The organism is Streptomyces sp. NPDC002324, assembly GCF_053593335.1.
Genome location: NZ_JBSFCF010000027.1, coordinates 89,196 through 104,542 on the forward strand (window position 1 = coordinate 89,196; position 15,347 = coordinate 104,542).

11 protein-coding genes are annotated in these 15,347 nt (G+C 68.9%); 4 read left to right on the plus strand and 7 right to left on the minus strand.

Annotated features, from left to right (window positions below; translation table 11 throughout):
• Positions 1–28 precede the first annotated feature (28 nt).
• The 3 genes from ACWCRJ_RS29790 (at position 29) to ACWCRJ_RS29800 (ending at position 3,200) form a co-directional block, all read left to right on the plus strand.
• Complete coding sequence (locus ACWCRJ_RS29790; protein ID WP_450942195.1) at positions 29–619, plus strand: TetR/AcrR family transcriptional regulator; 591 nt, start codon at positions 29–31, stop codon at positions 617–619.
• Positions 620–1,260: 641 nt separating this feature from the next.
• Positions 1,261–2,010, plus strand: coding sequence for an SDR family oxidoreductase (locus ACWCRJ_RS29795; protein ID WP_450942196.1), 750 nt, complete (start codon positions 1,261–1,263; stop codon positions 2,008–2,010).
• 350 nt (positions 2,011–2,360) lie between these two features.
• The gene (locus ACWCRJ_RS29800; RefSeq protein WP_450942197.1) at positions 2,361–3,200 is read left to right on the plus strand and encodes a helix-turn-helix transcriptional regulator; all 840 of its coding nucleotides are present in this window, start codon (positions 2,361–2,363) and stop codon (positions 3,198–3,200) included.
• Positions 3,201–3,827: 627 nt separating this feature from the next.
• On the opposite strand, the gene ACWCRJ_RS29805 is transcribed toward ACWCRJ_RS29800, so the two are convergent.
• The 7 genes from ACWCRJ_RS29805 to ACWCRJ_RS29835 form a co-directional block, all read right to left on the minus strand.
• Positions 3,828–5,516 (minus strand): CocE/NonD family hydrolase, encoded by a 1,689-nt coding sequence (locus ACWCRJ_RS29805; RefSeq protein WP_450942198.1) that lies wholly within the window; start codon positions 5,514–5,516, stop codon positions 3,828–3,830.
• 58 nt (positions 5,517–5,574) lie between these two features.
• A complete protein-coding gene (locus tag ACWCRJ_RS29810) occupies positions 5,575–6,720 on the minus strand; it encodes a serine hydrolase domain-containing protein (RefSeq protein WP_450942199.1) in 1,146 nt (381 codons plus the stop codon).
• A gap of 1 nt (position 6,721) precedes the next feature.
• Positions 6,722–7,549 carry an alpha/beta fold hydrolase gene (locus ACWCRJ_RS29815; protein WP_450942200.1) on the minus strand — a complete coding sequence of 276 codons (828 nt, stop codon included), beginning with the start codon at positions 7,547–7,549 and terminating at the stop codon, positions 6,722–6,724.
• A 233-nt stretch (positions 7,550–7,782) separates the two neighbouring features.
• Complete coding sequence (locus tag ACWCRJ_RS29820; RefSeq protein ID WP_409105785.1) at positions 7,783–8,799, minus strand: ABC transporter ATP-binding protein; 1,017 nt, start codon at positions 8,797–8,799, stop codon at positions 7,783–7,785.
• 1 nt (position 8,800) lies between these two features.
• Positions 8,801–10,735 carry a dipeptide/oligopeptide/nickel ABC transporter permease/ATP-binding protein gene (locus ACWCRJ_RS29825; protein ID WP_450942201.1) on the minus strand — a complete coding sequence of 645 codons (1,935 nt, stop codon included), beginning with the start codon at positions 10,733–10,735 and terminating at the stop codon, positions 8,801–8,803.
• On the minus strand, positions 10,732–11,766 hold the full coding sequence (locus tag ACWCRJ_RS29830) for an ABC transporter permease (protein ID WP_409105783.1): 1,035 nt from the start codon (positions 11,764–11,766) through the stop codon (positions 10,732–10,734). The genes ACWCRJ_RS29825 and ACWCRJ_RS29830 overlap by 4 nt, the downstream gene beginning before the upstream one ends.
• 2 nt (positions 11,767–11,768) lie before the next feature.
• Positions 11,769–13,304: an ABC transporter substrate-binding protein gene (locus ACWCRJ_RS29835; RefSeq protein WP_409105782.1), complete on the minus strand. Its 1,536-nt coding sequence runs from the start codon at positions 13,302–13,304 to the stop codon at positions 11,769–11,771.
• Positions 13,305–13,801: 497 nt separating this feature from the next.
• On the opposite strand from ACWCRJ_RS29835, the gene ACWCRJ_RS29840 reads away from it, so the two are divergent.
• The gene (locus ACWCRJ_RS29840; RefSeq protein WP_450942202.1) at positions 13,802–14,797 is read left to right on the plus strand and encodes a LacI family DNA-binding transcriptional regulator; all 996 of its coding nucleotides are present in this window, start codon (positions 13,802–13,804) and stop codon (positions 14,795–14,797) included.
• Positions 14,798–15,347 lie beyond the last annotated feature (550 nt).

The window sequence follows — 15,347 nt, forward strand, 5'->3', positions numbered from 1 at the left end:
CACCGTGCCGCAATCGCCGAAGAGACCCATGCGCGCCGACGCACGGCGCAACTACGAGCGGATCCTGGCCGCGGCCGGGGCTGTCGTCGCTCAGCACGGTGCCGAAGCCTCTCTGGAGGAGATCGCCCGGCATGCCGGGGTCGGCTCAGCCACACTGCACCGGCACTTCTCTTCCCGGCAGGCGCTGCTGGAGGCCGTTTTCAAAGACCGGGTTGAGACGCTGTGCGCCAAGGCGCATGATCTGGCCGTCGAGCCCGACCCGGGCGCCGCGCTCGTCACCTGGCTCCAGGCCGTCGGCACCCACGCCGTGACCAACAGGGGTCTGGGGGCATCCCTTATGCCCGGTGCCGGCGATCCGGCTCTGGGGGACACCTGCCACACGATGATCGTGAACGCCGGCAGCGAACTACTCGCGCGCGCTCACCAGGCTCAGGCCGTACGCCCCGACGTCACCATCACCCAACTACTCAAACTCGTCGGAGCCATCGCGTTGGCCACCGAACACGACCAAGACGGCGCAGCCGAAGCTGACCGCCTGCTGACACTCGTCATCGACGGGGTGCACCCGCGCGGTATGCCGGAGAGGGGAACCTCCGACAGGACAGGCGAGGACCAGTAGAGCAATTCCATCGAAATGAGACCCCTGGGCTCACGCAGCCCTCGGGCCCTATCCTCGGTCGCTCTTATTTGATCAAGCCTGGGACACTCCACCCTGTGAAAGCGCGAGGCTAGACGGCGCAGCCATGTCCAGGTCGAGGGGTTTACCGGCGAGTTCGTCACAGAGCCGGTTTCGTCGTACAGGTGGGCCGCGGTGACACGACGACAGTGCCTGGGCGTCATCGGAGTCTGCGGCTGGTGACTCGTCTGCGTTCGGTCCAGGGCGTTCGATGTGTGACCGGCAGCTGACCCAGGGCCATGGGCTGTCGGTGCCGAGAGATGGGAAGGCGCTGGTTGTTCACGCGGAGCAGAGCTGCCGCGGAGGCCAGCGGATGCTGGAGCCGGCCCAGGTCCGCGCGGGTGCTGCGGTGCAACGACGGACCCACCGTTACCGCACAGGCTGTGCTCCTGGCCACCGGGTTCTCCTACCGGTGGCTCGCTACGCCCGCTCTGGAGGCGCTGACCGGCAGGAGCGTCGTCTGCGGCTCAGCCAGGGAGTGCCGGTCCATGGATAAGCGGTCCTCTCCCGCCCCTTAGCGGGCGCGCCTACGGTCGAGGCTGCGGGCGCTCACCGGCCCGCCGTACCGAAGGAGCAAGTCCCCCATGAAGATGACCGGCAACACGATCCTGATCACCGGCGGAACCTCGGGTATCGGCCTCGGCCTGGCCCTGCGTCTGCACGAGGCCGGCAACAAGGTGATCGTCGCCGGCCGGCGCAAGGAACTCCTCGACGAGATCACGGCCGAGCACCCGGGCATCGACGCCCTCGTCCTCGATGTCGCGGACCCCGACTCGATCGCCCGGGCGAGTGAGACTGTGGCAGCGAGCCACCCGGGGCTGAACGTCCTCGTCAACAACGCCGGCATCATGCAGCGGGAGAACCTCCTCGACCCGGCCGAACTCCAAGTCGCCGAGGACCACGTCGCGACCAATCTGCTCGGCACGATCCGGATGACGTACGCCTTCCTGCCCCTCCTCGCGGGCAAGGACGACGCGGTCGTCATGAACGTCACCTCAGCGCTGGCGTTCGTCCCCTATCAGAGCACCCCGACCTACAGCGCGACCAAGGCCGCGCTGCACTCCTTCTCCGAGAGCCTGCGCATCCAGCTCGTCGGCGCTGACGCCGACGTCCAGGTGATCGAGATGGTCCCGCCGGGCGTGCAAACCACCCTGCTCGGCCAGCAGGACAGCGAACACGCCATGCCGCTGGACGACTTCCTCACCGAGGCCCTCGACCTGCTCCGCGAGAAGCCCGACGCGAAGGAGATTGTCGTCGAGCGCGCTAGGTTCATCCGCGACGCAGTGGCCACCGGCTCCTACGACGACGTCCTCGCCATGATCGCCGGCAGCTGACCGACCTGCTATTTCCGACGGGAAACAACAGCACGCGAGGGCCGTCACACTACGAACCTCGTCCTATCGGCCGGGCCGGGCGACGAGGCCCGGGGCCCGTCCAAAGCGTCAGGAGTCCTCGACGGAGAGCGTCGCCGCAGGCCGCCTTCCATGCCGACGGCCTGCGGCGTATCGCTGACAGGCGGTGAATTGCCCAGCGGGTCACGCTGGGGTAGGTGGTCATCGGGGCGTCTCGCTGCGCGCGCCCCTCGCGTCGGCCGTACGAGCGGCTTCGCGGAGGGGAGGGGAGGGCTCAGCCATGGATCGGCAGTCTCTGGATAGCCGGGCAGGATGCGGCGAGGATGGACGGCATGGACAAGAAGGAACTGGCGGAATTCCTGCGCCACCGACGTGAGGCGCTGCGGCCCCGCGACGTCGGGCTGGTCGAGGGGCCGCGCAGGCGTACACAGGGGCTGCGCCGCGAGGAGGTCGCCCAACTAGCAGGCATGTCCACCGACTACTACGCCCGGCTGGAACAACAGCGTGCTCCGCAGCCCTCCGTCCAGATCACCACCTCCCTCGCCCGGGCACTGCGGCTGACCCTGGACGAACGCGACCATCTCTTCGCCCTCATCGGCCACAACGCCCCGGCCCGCTTCCACCGCTCCGAACACGTCAGCCCGACCCTGATGCGGGTCCTGGACCGCCTGGACGACTCCCCGGCCCTGGTGCAGACCGACCTGCTCGACACCCTCGCGATGAACCCCCTGGCCGTCGCCCTGCTCGGCGACCAGACCCGCCACACCGGTCTGGCCAGCAGCGGCTACTACCGCTGGTTCATGGACCCGGCCGAGCGTCTGGTGTATCCCGAGGAGGTCCACGAACACCACGGCCGCGCCCATGCAGCACGCCTGCGGGCCGCGCTGACAGCCGGCAGCGACACCCCCCGAGCCGCCCGGATCCTCGCCGAACTCCAGGAACACAGCCCCGAATTCGTCCGCATGTGGGAACTGCAGGAAGTCGCACAAAGCTACGACGACTGCAAGACCCTCCTCCATCCCGAACTTGGCCGCGTCGACGTCGACGCCCAGCTCCTGTTCACCGAGAACCGCGCCCAGACCCTGGTGGTGCTGACCACCCGCCCCGGCACGGACAGCCACAGCAAACTCGAACTGCTCTCCGTCATCGGACACCAACAGCTCACCCCCTGACGTCCTGGACCGGGGACCGGCCGGGCTCGGCGCGGGAGGGGCCGAAAAGCTGGAGACCTGTGTGCCGAATCCGGTCAGGGGCGCTCGTGATGCATGCGGTTCACGGTCCAGGACGCCGGAAGGCGTCGGGACCGGCGGCACCCCGCGCACCCGCTTCCGCACGGCTCTTGTCCTGCGCTCTGCGGCCAGACAGGTGGGCCCCCTGGACTGTCCGGACTCCGTGGTCGGGGTCGCCGGTTTGATCGGATGCCGCCTCCGTTTCTCTCTCGCCAGGTTTACGGAGGAAGCATCCGTTTTGATGCGGCCGCAGGATCACGGCAGGCAGGAGGGTGCATGAGCGCCGGTGAGCAGCGGGGACGCAAGCCCCGCGCGGACGTCCAGCGCAACCGCGCTGCCCTCCTGAGCGCACCCGGGGCGTTCCGGCCGGAACGCCCGGCCGCCTCGCCATCCCCGTCACCGGCGACTTTGAGGAGGCGCGGCGTGTGGCGATACGGCTCGTGAACGACACCGGCTACGACGCCGGCATGCTGGCCGACTCCTGGCGCCAGCAGCCGAACAGCCCTGCCTCCTGCACCGAACTGACCCTCGATGAGCTTCACGCGGCGCTGGCCGCGGCCGACCGTGTCATCACCTGGACGGCGTCGGCAGGAGCACGCGGGAGATCGCGCCGGTGTCGTGGTGGATGGTGTGCGTGCACGGCTCCAACTCGCTTCCGGTGCCGGGCGCTGCGCCGGTGCCCTCGTTGCGTGCGTATCGGGGGTGGGAGCCACCGGCTATGAGCAGGCGGATCCGGTGTCCGGCCTTGACCTCGTGTGCGCAGGCGTCCAACCGCACACGCACGGTCTGCACCTGGTCGAGGGGCGAGGTGGGGTCCAGGCGGAGGAGTCCTTCGGCGAAGTTGCGGGACACGCCCTTGGGGTCGACGTCGCAGAGCCGTACGAAGACATCGGCGTGCGGGTTGCTCCTGCTGTGCGCCAGCTCGACGACGGGTGTGCCCATGATTTCCAGCGGCGCGGTCAACGGGTCGGTGGTGAAGGTGAGCACATCGGAGCGGCTCTCCAGAGCGGCGTTGTCTTTGGCGCCACCGCCGGGGACGAGCAGTGGACCACCGAGGGTCGGCGTGGGGTGCGCCGGGTCGTAGACGTATGTGGACGGCGCGCCGCTGCTCGGTTCGTCGGCCAGGAGCTTGCCGCCCGACTGCAGGTAGCGCACGGTCTCGCGGGCCTCCGGTGGCCATTCGGCCAGGTGTCGCCAGGCGCCCTGCCCGGTGAGGTACACCTCGACGGGGGGTGTGGAGCGTGGGTGTGCCGGCGCTTCGTCGGCGAGGTGCGTCTCCAGCCATTCGAGATTGGCGCGGAGCAGGCGCCCCATGCCCTTTTGGCCCAGTTCCTGGTGGGTCCAGGGGCCGACGGTGAGCGAGACGTCGACTCCGCGCGCACGCAGCGCCTGGTATTGGTGCAGGGTCTGGTCGAGGAAGAGGTCCTGCCAGCCGGCGACGAGCCGCACCGGGATGTTTGCCCGCTGAAGGGCGTCGTCGAGTTTGAGCCGGTCCCACACGGGATCGTCGGGGTCCGGAGTCGTCAGCCATTCCCGGAACCACTGCGCGCGGTGCGCGGTCGCCGCGTCGGCCGCGTCGGCCAGGGGGAGGGCGCCGAAGACCGGGGCCAGTCGCCGGTTCAGGGTCAGCAGCCGGGTCACGCCCCGCAGCCCGGGGTACTTCTCCTGATGGACGACCGTCTCCGCCCAGGGCAGGAAGTCGCCCAGGTGGAACGCTCCGCCTCCGTGAACCGCGTTGTGCATGTCGTGCGGTGCCACGGCGATCAAGCACGTGCGCAGCTCAGGGGGCGGGTCCATCAGCAGCGCCCACTGGGTCCAGCCCACATAGGACCCCCCGGAGGTGGCGAGCCGCCCGTCGAACCACGGCTGGGTGCGCAACCATGCGACCGCGTCCTGGGCGTCGTCGGCTTCGTTCTCCATCGGGTAGTAGGTTCCCGTGGAGCCGAACGTGCCGCGGCAGCTCTGCAGCACGACGTGATAGCCATGGCCCGCGTAGACCCTGGCCTCCAGGTCATGCGGAAAGCCGCGCCCGTACGGGGTGCGCAGGAGGACGGTGCCCTTCGGTCGGCCGGTGACGGGGGCGTAGTGGTCCGTCACCAGGACGGCGCCGTCACGCGCGGGCGTCGGAAGGTTCCGTTCGACCTGGTAGCCATGTCGCGTGCCCGGCAACCGCATCAGGCGGGTCAGGGCCCGGTCCGTCGCGCGAGTGGCCAGGCTCGGGGGTGCCAGAGTGGTGTGACGTGGGAGTGTCGTGGTCATGGCCTGGTTTCCGGTTCTTCGGTGGACGGTTTCGGCATGTGACATGTAGGGGTCGGGTTCACAGACAGGCGCGCAGCGCGCGGCAGAGCGCGTCGGCTCGATCGTCGGGCAGGCCACCGGGCCGCGCGGTCTGGTAGGCGAACGCGATGCCTGATTCCAGGTGGGCGAAGCCGAGGCATCCGCCGAAGCCGTCGTGGCCGAAGCTGCCTGGGCCGGCCATCGGCCGCTGGGTCGAACTGATCATGAAGCCGGTGCCCCAGCGACCGCCCGCGTCGGGCCCCACGAACGGACGGCCCTCGGAGCGAACCGCGCGGGCATCTCGGACGACGTCCGGGCCCAGGAGCCTGACTCCGTCGACCTCGCCCACTGTGGCCGCGTAAAGCCGCGCCAGGCTGCGGGCGTTGGTCACGAGATTGCCCGCCGGTATCTCGACTGACAGCCATGCCTCTCCGTTGCTGGACGGGACGAGGTTGGCGGCGTCGAAGACACCGCCCAGGCTGATCGAGCGTTCGACCATCGGTGACGCAAAAGCCGCGGCCAGCAACGCGGCGGCCTCGGGGTCGGTGATCGGCAGCGGGTCCGCCAGGGGGTGGAAATCGGCTGACGCAGGATCGGCGCCGTACGTCATCGTCAGATTCAGGGGAGCTGCCACGTGCTTGCGCAGCCACTGACCGGGCCGCAGTCCCGTCGCCCGGCGCAGCACCTCGCCGGCCAGCCAGCCGAAGGTGAGCGCGTGGTAGGCGTACTCGGTCCCCGGGACCCAGGCCGGCGCCTGCCGAGCCAGCCCGTCCGCCACCGGCTGCCAGGCGCGCAGGTCCTCCACCGTCATATCCGCCACGGGTGCCACCAGGCCGGCCCGGTGCGCGAGAAGCTGCCGTACCGTCGTCGCCTCCTTGCCGTTCTCGGCGAACTCCGGCCAGTACTTGGCCACCGGGGCATCGAGGTCGATCAGGCCGCGCTCGGCGGCCATCAGCAGGCAGACGGTGGTGACGCCCTTGCTGACGGAGAACATGACGGTGCGGGTGTCGGGCATCCAGGAGCCCCGGGCGGTCTGCCCGGCCCAGATGTCCACCACCGGCGCTCCCTGGGCGTACACCACGCAGGAGGCGGCCGTGTCGCCGCGCTGCCGGAAGTTGTCGGCGAAGGCGTCCGCGATCGCCTCGAATCCGCTGGAGACGAGTCCTTCCACCTGTACTGCTGTCATGTCACGCACTCCCTCGTGCCGTGTTGTCCCGGATCTGGGTGATGATCAGAGGCCAGAGCGGACGGGGAAGCTCATGGCCCATTGCGCGGTGAACGATCAGTTTCGAATCCGCGATCAGTTCGTGCATGACCGTGGACCCACCGGGATCGATCAAGCGGTCGCCGTCGCCGTGCAGGATCGTGGTGGGCACGGTGATGCGGTGCAGGTGAGGCGTACGGTCGGGAGAGTTGTCGAGCGCCTCCACCTGACGCACGACGCCGTCGGGGTCGTAGTCCCTGTCGTACATCTGGCCGCCGAGTTCGCGCAGCCAGGCGATGTCCTGGGGGTATCCGGGTGAGGCGCACACCGCTTCGTTGTCCAGGTACAGCGCGATCGCCTCGTCGCGATCGCGGGCCCGGGGACGGTGGGTCCGCTCGTCGACCAGGTCGCGCCCGGCGATGAAGTCCGTGCTGGGCGCCGTGTAGATCAGGGCGAGGGTCAGCACTCGCCTGGGGTGGTCGAGTGCGAGCTGTTGGGCGACCATGCCACCCATGGACTGTCCCACTATGTGCGCTGCGGGAATGTCGAGCGCGGTGAGGAGGCCCGCGGTGTCGTCCGCCATGTCGGCCAGGGTGTAGCCGCCTCGCGGGAACTTCTGCGACAGGCCGACGTCCCGGTTGTCGAAGCGGAGGACGTGGAAGCCGGCGTCGGCGAGTTGTCGGCACAGATCGGCGTGCCATCCGAGCATGTGGGCGCCGAGGCCCTGGATCAGCAGCAGCGGGGGGCGGCCGGGATCGCCGAAGGTGTCGTAGTTGAGTGACACCCCTGCGGGCGTGGTGACCATGGTCATGGAAGGTTCCGTTCGGCTATCGGATCGAGTGGATGCCCATGGCCGGCGGACCGGCGGACCGGCGGGACCAGGGCGGACGCGCCGCTGACGAGGAAACGCGAGCCGCGGCCGCCAAGCCCCGATGAGTGAGCCAGCGGTGGCCGGGGCCGTGAGCTGGGGCAGACCGGTGGGGACCTTGAGCCTCCGTCCGGGTTCGACAGGCGGAGTGCGTGCGATGTCGGCGACGGCGTTGTTCAGCGCACGGAAGGCGTCGATGCGGCCGCCACCGCCGTCGGTGCGGTGCTGAGTTCTCGCCACCGGTGACAGGCGACGGTCGTGCCTGCCGGGGTCTGTTCGAGCGCTGGCCGTTCGGCGTGGCACAGCGGGGCCGCGTGTGGGCAACGTCTGGCGAAGGGACATCCTGCGGCGGAGACGGGGCCGGTGTTGTCACCCGTGCGCACACGTCGCAGGCGGCGTTCTGCCTGGCGCACCGGGTCCGGGACGGGCGCTGCTTCGAGCAGGGTCCTGGTGTAGGGGTGCATCGGCGCGGCGTAGACCGTGTCGGCGGGTCCCTGCTCCATGATCTGTCCGCGGTAGAGGACCATGATGCGGTGCGAGAGGTGCCGGACGACGTCCAGGTCATGGGCCACGAACAGGTAGCCGAGGGCGAACTCGTCCTGCAGCTCCCGGAGGAGGTTGAGCACCTGGGCCTGGACCGAGAGGTCCAGCGCGCTGACCGGCTCGTCGCAGATCACCAGCCGCGGTTGTGCGACCAGAGCCCGGGCGATGGCGATGCGTTGCCGCTGGCCGCCGGAGAAGCTCGACGGGTAACGGTCCGCGGCGGTCGCGGGGAGTCCGACGCGCTCGAGCATGGCGGTGACCCGGTTGCGGACCTCGTCTCCGGTCAGTTTCTCCGCCAGCAGCGACTCGCCCAGCGTCTGAGCGACGGTTCGGGTCGGGTTCAGGGAGCTGTACGGATCCTGGAAGATCACTTGCAGGTCGCGGCTGAGCGCACGACGTCGCTTGTGGTCGGCCCGAGTGATGTCCTCGCCCGCGAACTCGACCTGGCCGTCGGTCGGCGACACCAGACCGAGCACGGCCCGGCCGATGGTGGTCTTGCCGGAGCCTGATTCGCCCACGACGCCCAGTGTCTCCCGCTCGGCCACGGAGAAGCTCACCCGGTCGACGGCTCGCAGGGCGGGTGAGCCGTGGCCGCGGCGGAAGTGCACCGACAGATCGCGGACTTCGAGGAGGTTCGTCTCGTCGTTCACGTCATGCACCTTCGATCTGGTGGGCGTAGAGGCAGCGGGCCTCGTGGGAGGCACCGATCTGGAGGAGGGGAATCCCGCCGCTGCCGCACTGGTCGGTGGCGTGTGCGCATCTTGACTGGAAGTGGCAGCCCTGCGGCCACGAGCCCGGCATGGGGACCGCCCCCGGGATGGTGGGCAGCACCGCCGAGCTGTGCTGGTTGTGCGGATTCGAGGCGAGCAGTGCCCGGGTGTAGGGGTGGTGTGGGTTGCCGAACAGCTCTTTCACGTCGGCGCGTTCGGCGACCTGGCCGGCGTACATCACCACGACCCGGTCGCACATGTCGGCGACCACGCCCAGGTCGTGGGTGACCAGCATGATCGCCATGCCCCGGTCGCGCTGAAGTGTGCGCATCAGATCGAGAATCTCCACCTGGATGGTGACGTCAAGGGCGGTGGTCGGCTCATCGGCGATCAGGAGCTTCGGTTCCCCGGCGAGGGCACGCGCGACGACGACGCGCTGGGCCATGCCGCCCGACAGTTCGTGCGGGTAGCGTCGAGCCACGAGATGGGGCTCGGGGAGCTGCACCTGTTCCAACAGTTCGACGGCGCGTCTTTTGGCCTTGGCGCGGCTCATTCCGGTGTTGATCCGGACGGCTTCGGCGAGTTGCCAGCCGATCCGGAAGGCGGGATCGAGCGCGACCATCGGTTCCTGGGAGACGTAGCCGATCTCGGTACCGCGGACGGCCTGGAGTTCGGACTCCGACAGGGCCGCGAGGTCCCTGCCGTCGAAGAGGACGTGTCCGGAGTCGATCTGTCCGCCGCCGCCTAGCAGCGCGATGACGGCGAGAGCCGTCGTGGTCTTCCCGCAGCCGGACTCTCCGACGACTCCGACGGTATCTCCCCGGGCGATGTCGAAGGTCACACCGTCGACCGCAAGTATGGGGCCGGCGGGTGTGGTGTAGGACACCGTGAGGTCGCGGACCGAGAGCAGACTGTCGTTCGTGCTCGCGGGAACGACAGCGGCGGCTCGCGTGGGCGCGCTTCGGTGCCTGTCGCCCAGCGGGAGGGCGGACTTCGGAGACCAGCCCTCCGTGCCGGCGTCCCTGACCGCGTCGCCCAGAAGTCCGAACGCCAGCACGGTCAGCGCGATCGCCAGGCCGGGCGGCCAGATCAGCCAGGGCTGCTGGAAGAGGGCGCCGACCCCGTCCGCGACCATCCCTCCCCAGCTCGGCTCGGGTGGGGCGGCGATGAGGGCGAGGAAGGCCAGCCCGGTCTGCACCAGCAGGGCAGTTGCCGCCAACAAGGATGCCTGCACGACGATGGGTCCCATGACCCGCGGCAGCACGTGCCGGGTGATGATGTAGGTCCGCGACATGCCGGACACCCGGGCGGCGGCGACGTAGAGCTGTTCGCGCACCGGCAGTGTCGCGGCTCGCACGACGCGCACGAGACCCGGCGCGGCCAGGACACCGAGAGTCACCATCGCGGCTGCCGTGCTCTGCGGGAAGACCGACAGCACGACGATGACCAGGATGATCGCCGGCAGCGACAACACGAGGTCCGCCAGCCAGATGATCGCCCGGTCGGCCTTACCGCCGACGTAGCCGGCCACGAGCCCGATGGGGATGCCCAGCGCCAGGACGACCGCCATCGCCTCGACGACGCCGACCAACGTGACCCGGGTGCCGACCAGCAGCCGCTGGAGGACGTCGCGGCCCAGGCTGTCGACGCCAAGGGGGTGAGCGGCGCTCGGGCCGTGCAGGGACGTTGCGAGATCGCCCGCCCTTTCGGTCCCGACATGTGGCATCAGTATCGGGGCGGCGATGGCGATCACGACGAGGATCGCCAGGTACGCCACGCACACGATGGCCAGCGGCCGTCGCATCAGGCGGCGCACGAAGCGGGGCGCCACGGAGGATGATGCCGAAAGTTCGGCAGCAGGCACGGTCACAGTCATGCTGCGCTCACTCTCGGGTTGAGCAGCCCATAGGCGAGATCGACCAACAGGTTGACGATGATGACGACCACGGTGAAGAACACCGCGACGGCCTGGACCATCGGAATGTCGTGGGTCAGGGCCGAGCTGACCACGAGCGAACCAAGGCCCGGCACGGAGAAGACGCTCTCGATGAGAACCGCGCCGCCCAGCAGGCCAACGGTCTGGATACCCAGGACGGTGACGACCGGGATGGCGGCGTTCTTGAGCGCATGCCGATAGATCAGTGAGGTCCGGCTGATCCCATTGGCGGCGGCCATCCTGATGTACTCGCTTCCGAGCACGTCGAGCATGGCTTCCCGGGTCTGCTTCAGGACCGCGGCAACGGAGCCAAGGGAGAGTGCGGCCACCGGCAGCACCAGCGATCGGGCCCAGCCCTGGGGCGATTCGGTGAACGGCACGTAGCCCAGCGCGGGGAACCACTCGAGCTTGATGGCGAAAACGACGACCAGCACGGAGCCGACCCAGAAGACCGGCAGCGCCCAGCTGAGGAGAGCGAGCGCGTCGACCGCCCTGCCGATCACCCCACCACGAACGGCACTGAACACGCCGAGGCCGACGCCGACCACGACGCTCACCAGCAGAGAGCCGACGATGAGCGACATGGTGACAGGCACTCGGCTCATGATCGATTCCAGGACCGGAGTGCCGCTGGTGATCGAGTTGCCGAAGTCACCCGAGACCGCATAGCTCAGCCAGCGCTCGTACTGCTCGTGGACCGGGAGGTCGAGCCCGAGTTGCCGACGCAGAGCTTCGTACTGTTCCGGTGTGCCACTGCTTCCGAGCATTTGCCGTGCGGCATCTCCCGGGGTGAGCGACAGCAACAGGAAGTTGAAGCTCGACACCACGAGCAGCAAGGGGACTGCCGTCACCATGCGGCGGGCCAGCAGCGAGGTCAGCCTGCCACCTCCGGTGCCGCGTCTGCGGAGGGCGCGCCCGCGAGGGGAGCGCGTGAGCGGCGCTCCCATCGCGTCAACCGACGAGTCGGCCATCGTCAGCCCTTCCAACCGAGGTCGGCGCCGAAGACCACCCAGGTCTTCCTGACTCCGGTGATGTGCTCGTTCATGCCCCACGGGATGTGGTACTCGTAGATCGGCACATGGACGGCCTGCTCGGTGACCATGCTGTCGAGCTTTCTGAACGTCTTCGCTGCCTGGTCGCCCTGCTGTGTCTGACCCTTGTCGTAGAGCGCGTCGATCTTGGCGTTCGAAGCACCGAAGGGGTTCATCGAGGCCTTGGGGCCATACAGGAGCGAGTACGCGATCGACGTCGGGGAGGTGTCCGGTGCCCACTGCATCGCGGCGAACTTCTTCGAGAGCGCCTGCTGGATGAAGTCAGTGGTCGCCTGTGTGACCTTGACGCGGACGCCGACCTTTTCCCAGTACTTCGCGACCGTCTGCATCGTCGGGTCGCCCCAGTTACCGACCATGGATCCCGGGTCCACCACGGCCATGCTGAACCCGTTCGGGTAGCCGGCCTTGGCGAGCAGCGCCTTCGCCTTCTTCGGGTCGTAGGGGTAGCGGTCTTCCAGGGCCGGGTCGGTGTGCTCGGTCTGGTACTGGGATGTGGGCCGGCCGTACTCGCCGACCATCGCCTTGGTGATCGCCTCACGGTCGATGGCGTAGTTCAGCGCCTGTCGTACCCGGACGTCCGCGAGCGGCTTGGTGGCTGTCCCGTTGCGGTCGGCGAGCGTCACCGCGATGGTGCCGCTGCGCCAGTGCATCACCTTCACGCCCGCCTTCTCCGCCGCGGGCGCGGTGGATGGGTCCAGGTTGCCGAAGTCGATCTGCCCGGACTGGAACGCGCGCAACATCGAGGACGGGTTGGGGATGATACGAACGGTCACCTTCTTGAAACGGACGGCCGACGGATCGTGGTAGTGCTTGCTGGGCACGAGGGTGTAGTGGTCGCCGGTCACGGACTGGGCGGGATCCAGGACGTAGGGACCGACGCCGTACGTGCCCTTCGCCAGGCTGTCGGGGTCGGCGACGGACTTGGGGCTCGAGAGGGCGCCCCGGTTTCCGTACTGGGACAGGAGCAGGGGCACGATCGGGGACGGCGAGGCGAGGTTGAGCCGGACCGTGTACTCGCCCTTGGCCTGGATGGAGCCGATCGAGAGCGTGGAGGTGAACGGCCCTGGCTGCTTCGCGTAATACTCCAGCCAGGTCTTGACCGCCGCCGCGTTCAGCGGACTTCCGTCGGTGAAGCGGATCCCCTTCTTGAGGGTGAACTCGAAGACCTTGTTCCCGTCTCCGACGTACTTGTAGTCGTTCACCAGAGCCGGGCTCGCGGTGTAGTCGGCGTTCATGCGGAACAGGGACTCGTTGGTCAGCGAACGCATCACGTTCGGCGCTCCGCCGGCGTCCTTGGCCGGGTCGAGTGTGAACGGCCCGAACGAGAGGCCGATGCGCAACTCCTTCGCGCTGGTGCGCTCCGATCCGTCCCCCCGTTCGCTGCCGGCGCCGCACGCTGTTGTGCCGAGCGCCAGCGCTGACGCGGCAAGCAGCGCGATCAATGGTTTGCGGTTCATGCGTCTTCTCCTGGAAGTCATAACTGGGCCACGAGTCGCGTGCTGACACGCGTTTGTCACTTGTGTGGGGACTGCGGGCAGGCGTCGGTAGGCCTGCTCGGCCTGGTGGTCACGGCGAGTGCCCGGCAACCGTCAGGGCGGGTCAGGACCGGTCCGTGGCGCGAGCAGCCAGGCTCGGGGGCGTCGAAGCGGCTTGACGCGGAAGTGCCGTGGTCATGAGACCGGATCGGCGGCGGACGCAACGCGGCCGGGTGTGGTGTCAGTGCTGACGGGGATCGTGTCGTCCATGACAGATCTCTCTTCGTGCGGATCCACCCCGTCGGCGCGTACGAGGACGGTGAACAGTTGGGGTGGGCGGCTCGGGCAAATCAGGTGAGGGGCGTCCATCCCCTGCAGGCCATTGCGGCAACCAATGCAGCGATCTAATACGTATTAGGTGGCTGATTGCCGTACCGTAGCCTGTGTCCGAAAGTGTGGCAAGGGTTCGGGGAGGGGCGTTGCCAAGGGTCACCAGCAAGGATGTGGCGCGCGAGGCCGGGGTCTCACAGACCACTGTGAGCTTCGTGCTCAACGGCAGGGACGAGCACGGCCTCTCCGCGGAGACCCGCCGACGGGTGCTGGACACGGCGAAGCGCCTCGGCTACGTGCCGTCGGGGGCCGGCCGTGCGCTGCGCAAGGGCCGTAGCAAGGTCGTGCTCTGCGTGGTTCCGGACTTCCCCGTCGCCGAGGCCATGGAGCAGTTCAAACTGGCCCTCGGCCGATCACTGGGCGAGGCCGGTTACACCTGCGTGTACCTGCACCACGCCGGGACCACGACGCCGCTGGCCGAGCTGTGGCAGCACGTCCAGCCGGCGGTGGTCGTCGCGTTCGGCAGCCTGTCCCCCGACGACACGCAGTCACTGCATCGAGCGGAAATCCCCCTGATCGACGGTGTGTTCACACCGGACGGCACCCACCTGACCGGACTGAGCCAGGAAGACATCGGACGCCTGCAGATCGAGCACCTCGCGGCACGCGGGCACCGGCACATCGGCTACGCCGCGCTGGACGACCCCCGAGAGCTCCCCTTCTGCCGACCGCGCCTGCGGGGAGCCACCCGAGCGTGCAGCGACCTGGGCCTGCCCGCGCCGCAGGTGGTCAGCATGCGCTACTCCCGGGACAGTGCCCGGAACGCCGTCGCCGAGTGGACGCAGGGCACCACCCCGGTCACAGCAGTGGCCGCCTTCAACGACCTGATCGCTCTCGCCGTCCTGGCGAGCTGCCGCATGCAGCACATCACCATCCCGGACGACCTGGCACTCGTCGGCGTCGATGACCTCCCCGTAAGCTCCCTCTCCGTACCAGCCCTGACCACCATCGGGATGGACCTCACCGCAGCAGCCGACAATCTCGCCTCAAGCGTCCTCTCGATGGTCGGCGCTCCACCCCCGACTGCGCCGAGCCGGCCCGGCGCGGCCGACATCTTCGCCCTCATCCACCGTGAGACGACGTAGCCGACCGGCCAGGACATCGATGCCCTGCTCCCCTCGCCGCGACGCCTCGTCGAGGGTGGTACCGGGCGGTGAGAGCCCATGTCGCTCGATCGCCTGCCTTCCACATCGTGCGCGGCTGACGACCGGAGCGGCGGCGGTAGTCGACGCAGTGCGGCTGTCCGGACTCCAGCGCGTGATCGAGTGATGAGGCGCACACTGAACCGGGGGCTGTGCGCGCGGCGTGTTTAGCGTCCGGCCGTGATTTCCCCGGCATCGCATGCCTCCGCACCCGACAGCGCGATTGTCGGCACCGGCTTGGGGGCTGCCCCGCGGCGCCCGTGACCCGTTCGGCATGCTCGATCTGTTCGGCGACGGCTTCGTCCGTGACCCGTACCCCTGGCTGGCTGCCCTGCGGTCCGAGTCTCCAATGCACCACGACGCCGCCACCGGGCTGTGGCTTATCAGCCGTTACGACGATGTGCGCCGGGTACTGCTCGACCCGGCCGTGTTCCATCCGGACAACGCCCTGCGCGCCGTCACGCCTTGCCGGTCGCCGTGCTGCGGGTTCTCG

Coding starts and splice junctions, on each gene's coding strand:
- ACWCRJ_RS29810 (WP_450942199.1), bottom strand. CDS start 6,720: ATGACAGCAGTACAGGTGGAAGGACTCGTCTCCAGCGGATTCGAGGCG.
- ACWCRJ_RS29825 (WP_450942201.1), bottom strand. CDS start 10,735: ATGACTGTGACCGTGCCTGCTGCCGAACTTTCGGCATCATCCTCCGTG.
- ACWCRJ_RS29830 (WP_409105783.1), bottom strand. CDS start 11,766: ATGGCCGACTCGTCGGTTGACGCGATGGGAGCGCCGCTCACGCGCTCC.
- ACWCRJ_RS29805 (WP_450942198.1), bottom strand. CDS start 5,516: ATGACCACGACACTCCCACGTCACACCACTCTGGCACCCCCGAGCCTG.
- ACWCRJ_RS29795 (WP_450942196.1), top strand. CDS start 1,261: ATGAAGATGACCGGCAACACGATCCTGATCACCGGCGGAACCTCGGGT.
- ACWCRJ_RS29835 (WP_409105782.1), bottom strand. CDS start 13,304: ATGAACCGCAAACCATTGATCGCGCTGCTTGCCGCGTCAGCGCTGGCG.
- ACWCRJ_RS29815 (WP_450942200.1), bottom strand. CDS start 7,549: ATGACCATGGTCACCACGCCCGCAGGGGTGTCACTCAACTACGACACC.
- ACWCRJ_RS29800 (WP_450942197.1), top strand. CDS start 2,361: ATGGACAAGAAGGAACTGGCGGAATTCCTGCGCCACCGACGTGAGGCG.
- ACWCRJ_RS29790 (WP_450942195.1), top strand. CDS start 29: ATGCGCGCCGACGCACGGCGCAACTACGAGCGGATCCTGGCCGCGGCC.